Source organism: Acinetobacter sp. YH12201, from assembly GCF_013418145.1.
Classification (GTDB): domain Bacteria; phylum Pseudomonadota; class Gammaproteobacteria; order Pseudomonadales; family Moraxellaceae; genus Acinetobacter.
Genome location: NZ_VPCP01000131.1, coordinates 1 through 5,027, shown reverse-complemented (window position 1 = coordinate 5,027; position 5,027 = coordinate 1). Strand labels below are relative to the sequence as shown.

The 5,027-nt window shown below is 37.8% G+C and carries 5 protein-coding genes; all 5 read left to right on the top strand.

Annotation, left to right across the window (positions count from 1 at the left end; genetic code table 11):
* Positions 1-259: hypothetical protein (locus FTU91_RS16490; protein WP_218944807.1), on the top strand; the 259-nt coding region annotated here is incomplete at its 5' end.
* Positions 260-539: 280 nt separating this feature from the next.
* Positions 540-1,076, top strand: coding sequence for a plasmid mobilization relaxosome protein MobC (gene mobC, locus FTU91_RS15615; protein ID WP_180082799.1), 537 nt, complete (start codon positions 540-542; stop codon positions 1,074-1,076).
* A complete protein-coding gene (locus FTU91_RS15610; protein WP_180082798.1) occupies positions 1,066-3,201 on the top strand; it encodes a hypothetical protein in 2,136 nt (711 codons plus the stop codon). Before mobC ends, FTU91_RS15610 begins: the two co-directional genes overlap by 11 nt.
* A gap of 14 nt (positions 3,202-3,215) precedes the next feature.
* Positions 3,216-3,494 carry a hypothetical protein gene (locus tag FTU91_RS15605; protein ID WP_180082797.1) on the top strand — a complete coding sequence of 93 codons (279 nt, stop codon included), beginning with the start codon at positions 3,216-3,218 and terminating at the stop codon, positions 3,492-3,494.
* Positions 3,495-3,844: 350 nt separating this feature from the next.
* A partial coding sequence (locus tag FTU91_RS15600) for a replication initiation protein (RefSeq protein ID WP_180082796.1) occupies positions 3,845-5,027 on the top strand: 1,183 nt, incomplete at its 3' end.

Genomic DNA, 5,027 nt, shown 5'->3' with positions numbered 1-5,027 from the left:
AGTTTATCGGGCAATTTCTGCAGAAAAATCCATTAAAAATACAGTAAAAAAACCGACAGAAAAAACACTTAAATATCATAGCTTTAACCCCCTATTTTGTGTCAATAGCTATCAGTGTAGTGTGCTCTTGGTAAAAGAATTACGTAGTAATTCTCATCTTGTATGCGAGCGAAGCGAGCCAAAGCGTATTTTAAAGCCTCTAAATCTTAAAACTTCAAATATTCAAACTGTGAAACTCTTTAATCAATTAAATATTTAAGCTTAGTCGTAAGCAAAGAGTTTGTTTTTGCTTTTCCCCCCTCAGACAACTCACGACCCGATAATTACAGATAGCCTTTGCTTTGTGTAACAACACTCTGATGAGTATTGTTACTACAAAAGCAAGATGCTATTGTAATTAAGCAAGCCTACTCTGTAGCTACAATTTTCAGCCCTGCTACGCAGTTCCGAAAAGTTGTAGCACAGAAGTCTTGTTGGATGGCTTCGCCCCCAAACCCCCAAAAGCAAAACCTAAAACCCAAAGCAGGGGAGTGGTAAAAATGGATGATGAAGACTTAACAAAATTTAAAAAGATCAATCCGAAATCAGAAGTTAAACGTCTACGTCTGACAGTTGATGAAAAAAATCAGCTTGATGATTTTCTTGAGAAAAGAAACTTACAGTTTAGTGACTTCAACAATCGACTAATTAAAAATGCGATTAGTGCAGAATTTCATTTAGTTGAAATTGAAAACTATGTGAAACCCACATTTCCACTCAAACAAAAAAAGCACCATCGGGCACCGCCAAAAGTAGACCCAGCATTATTGATGGAACTTGGGCGAGTTGGTACAAATCTGAATCAGTGCGCTAGAGCCTTGAATTTAATTAAAAATGACAAAGCATCTGAATTGGATCTCACTCAAGAATTTAGCTTTATCGAATGTCTGCAAGTGCTTCAAGCAATTCAAGAAGATATACATAGCGTGATTGGTGAAATTAAAAAAACAACAATGTCCGATACTGCTATCGAAAATGCACGAAGTCGAGTCATCAAAGCCGTTGAGCTAACGGAGGTCGAAACCGATGCACATTAAATTCACCAAGCACGGCAAAGGCTGTCCACGGAAAGCCGTTGGCTACTTACTTGCTGAGAAAGACAGCAAGGGCGACTTACGCCCTCAGATTGAAACGCTTAGAGGTGATGCACAAACATTCGTTGCCATTACTGAAAGCCTAGATTTTGATTATCGCTACAGCTCCGCTGTCATTGCATGGTCAAAAGACGACAATCCAACGGATGCACAGATTCAAGAAACATTAGATCAATTTGAAAAACATGCTTTTGCTGATTTAGACCCGACACGCTATCACATGAATGCCGTGCTACACGTAGCTCAGGATGGTTCAAAGCATGTGCATGTTCTAGTACCACGAGTCGATCTTGCAACAGGTAAGTCATTAAATATTGCTCCTCCAGGACACGAAAAATATTTCGACAAAGTTCGGGATTATTTAAATGAAAAATACTCCTGGTCCAAACCTGATGATTTAGCAGTCCTGAAAGCTGATGTGCAGCTACCGCACCACACACATTCCCAAAGATTAGCGGCCATTGAAATTAATTTTTCAGGTAAAACCAAGCCTGAAAAAAAAGAGCTTTTAAATAAAATCGTTGCTCAACGTATCAATGCGGGCGTGATTCAAGACCGTAGTGATGTTGTCAAAACATTGTCAGAGTATGGAATCATCACACGAAACGCAAAAGATACTATTTCTATTAAATTTCATGGTGATAAGACAGCCATAAAAATGGCAGGGGAGTTTTATAAAGATGGATTCAATGTCACTGCTTACGCAGAAAATCGAGCTAGAGCAGAAGCAGATCAAAGCGCATCAAGAGCAAATGAAGTCGATGCAAAACGAGTTAATGAACTCTATAACAAACTTCAACGAGCAACTGAATCAAGAGCTAGATTCTTTGCAGACAAATACTCGACAACGCTTGCAGATCATAGACAGCGAGATACGACAGCACAGCCAAGTTTTGATCAGCAAAACCCAAGACCAAACGGAGTCAGTTTACAAGCTCACACAGAAATCAGCAAAGTTATTGAATCAAGTCCAAACTTTAGTGAAGCAAGCCGAAAACTTGAATATTCAGAGCTTAGAGCAACAACAGACACAGCAACAACAGCAGAAAATCAGTCTAATTTTGTCAGTATCATGCACAGCGTTACTGCTAATTCTGATCATAATTTTATTGGTGAAGTGAATGAGCGAATTACAGCAGTTAATCAGTCAGCAAGTCAGCTTGCTACAGAAACAGAACGAGCTACAGCAGACTTGTATCAACGAGCAGAAGAAGTACATCGAGCACTTAGAACAGCGCAACACAGCACTAATTCAGCAGATGAGCCAAGTTCCGCAACTCGATTTGACAGAATCTTTACAGAAATTCGGAATGCAAGCGCAAAAACATTTGCAAGAGAAATTGCTCACTGTGTTGAACAACTCGAATATCGAAAAATTAGTGCAGAGCAAGATCAATCAAGAACTAAAGCCGAAGCTGGACGATATACAGCTCACACAATCGCAATTAACGAAAGCACTTTCGACAGCATCATCACTGAATACAGCAACAAACAACGAAATCAACGTCAGCGAGTTAAACAACAAGCTTCAGAAGCTAGAACTTTCAGTCAACAACTTGATCGAACAACTAAACACATTGATTTAATTGCACGACAACTCAGTAATATTGTGATTAAACCGAAGCCCTGTACTGATTTAACTCGATATTTCAAAAACAATGGTTATCGCTCACCGACTGCGGAGCGTATTTCTGTTTGGTCAGAACGTCAGCATGAAGCATTTAAGAATCGAAATATTGAGCAAGTCGCTTACTACATCGAAACCAAATTTCAAGAACTAGGACACTATAAGCACTACGAAAAGGGGCTAAGTCGAGATGAAATTGATATTGTAAACAAGATGATACGCAATGATGAGCGCATTATTGATTATATGAAAAAATCAGGCTGTCATCTGAATTACGACACTCGACAAAAGCTCAATCGAACATTCTCACTTGAACGAACTTCAAATGAAAATCGTTTAAATCATCTTGTTAAAAAAGAAAACGAAGTTAAACCGTTATTTCAGCCGAAGGCTGAAACAAAAGCTATTGAACGTAATAATGACAACGGATTCACAATGTAGGAGATGAAAAAATTATGAAAATAGATATTAGCAAGCACTTTGAAACATCATCAATCAGTGACGTTGCTTATGCTGCAATGCTTACTTTTTCTGAAATGGAAAATGTAGACTTGTCTTATTTACATGATGTGTACGAACAATTAAATGCAGAAAAGCATTGGCTGTTACAGCTAAATTGGTGTCATGAAAAAATGGACAATCAAAACTTTTTTACTTTGTGTAAAAGCTTGAACTATGACCCGATTGAGTTAAATCAAGCATTCAACGTGATCAAGCGTAAAAGTAGAAGATGACCCTTTATTTTTCTGCGTAGCAATGTTTTACATTGCTGTACTCGAAAAAAAAGTGTCTTAATTTTGAACAAATTGCAGGTTTTGATGAGGTAACAGATTTATTTTTCAAGATTTACAACCAAATCGAAAAAAAATCTTGCATTAGTTGTAGAGTAGCTTCAAATTGAGAGCAATTAGATACATTTTCTTGAATTAGAAAAAGTACAGACCAAAAAAAAGCCCCAGTTTTCGACGACACAAGGCTTCTTTTTGGCTTCATCAGTCGACTTGTTAGTAACTGAATCCACGATGTATTCCTATATTATGCGGTGGATACAGTGAATTAACAAGTCAAAACTATAGACTTGTTTATGATAAAAACTGTAACAGCGTTTAATTTACGCAAAAAAGCCTTACTTTACGAAGAACAACAGACTCAAAAGTCTGATCTTGACGCATCTCTTAGCGTTTTTCGTCTTTCAATTCCCGATAGTTGTCCGTTATGGGCTTCAAAACTTGCACTCGCAGGTGAAAAACCAACTTGGTTTCACAAAGATGAGCCTGATTTTGCTGATTTCGCATATTTAAAGACTGCTACAGACTTTAAAGTCGGCACACTGATCATAGATATAGACAAACCTATTGCAGACAGTATCGAAGCCTTTATCTATGGCACTTTAAATGCCCCTATTCCAAACTTAATTATTAAAAATCGAGCTAATAAGCATGTTCAGCTTGTTTACTGTCTTAAAAATTGGGTCTGTATTGATACAAGCAACAAAAAAGCCAACTACAGCGCAAAAGCACACAGTCTCTATAAAGCCCTCAAACGCCATTTAAACGCCATATTTGGCGGTGATGATGCTTATCATAACTTTATCGCTAAAAACCCCTATTCAAAGCATTGGGACGTGATCGGGATGCGTTCAACAAGCTATGAGATGTATGAACTTGCTCGAATCTCTGAGTTAGAAGTTGTTGCTAAGCCGTTTATTGATCGTCTAAAAGAAAAAAGCATTCAAAAAACAATGCAAGTCCAAAGCACTGCGCAAATCGGTGAACGCAATCAATATCTTTTTGATACAGTCCGTCAGCATGCTTATACGCTCTATAACAAAAACGGCAAGAAATGGACATTCACCCAGTTTGAAAATTGCATTAATGATTTTGCTCAAGAACTGAATCAGGCGAAGTGCAGTCCACCCCTTTCTATTAGTGAAGTTGCTACGATTTGCCATAGCATAACTAGCTTTTGTTACGGCTCATTTGGTGAACATCAGAAATATACGAAATCAGAAATTAGCCAGATAGCATCTAAATGCGGTAAAAAAGGCGGTAAAGCAAAAGGCTATAAGTACGCAAAACAACGCCAACAAGCCCGAAAACTGCATAAAATGGGCAAGAAAGCTAAAGATATAGCCCAAATTACAGGTTTATCACTTAAGTCAGTTTATCGGGCAATTTCTGCAGAAAAATCCATTAAAAATACAGTAAAAAAACCGACAGAAAAAACACTTAAATATCATAGCTTTAACCCCCTATTTTGTGTCAATA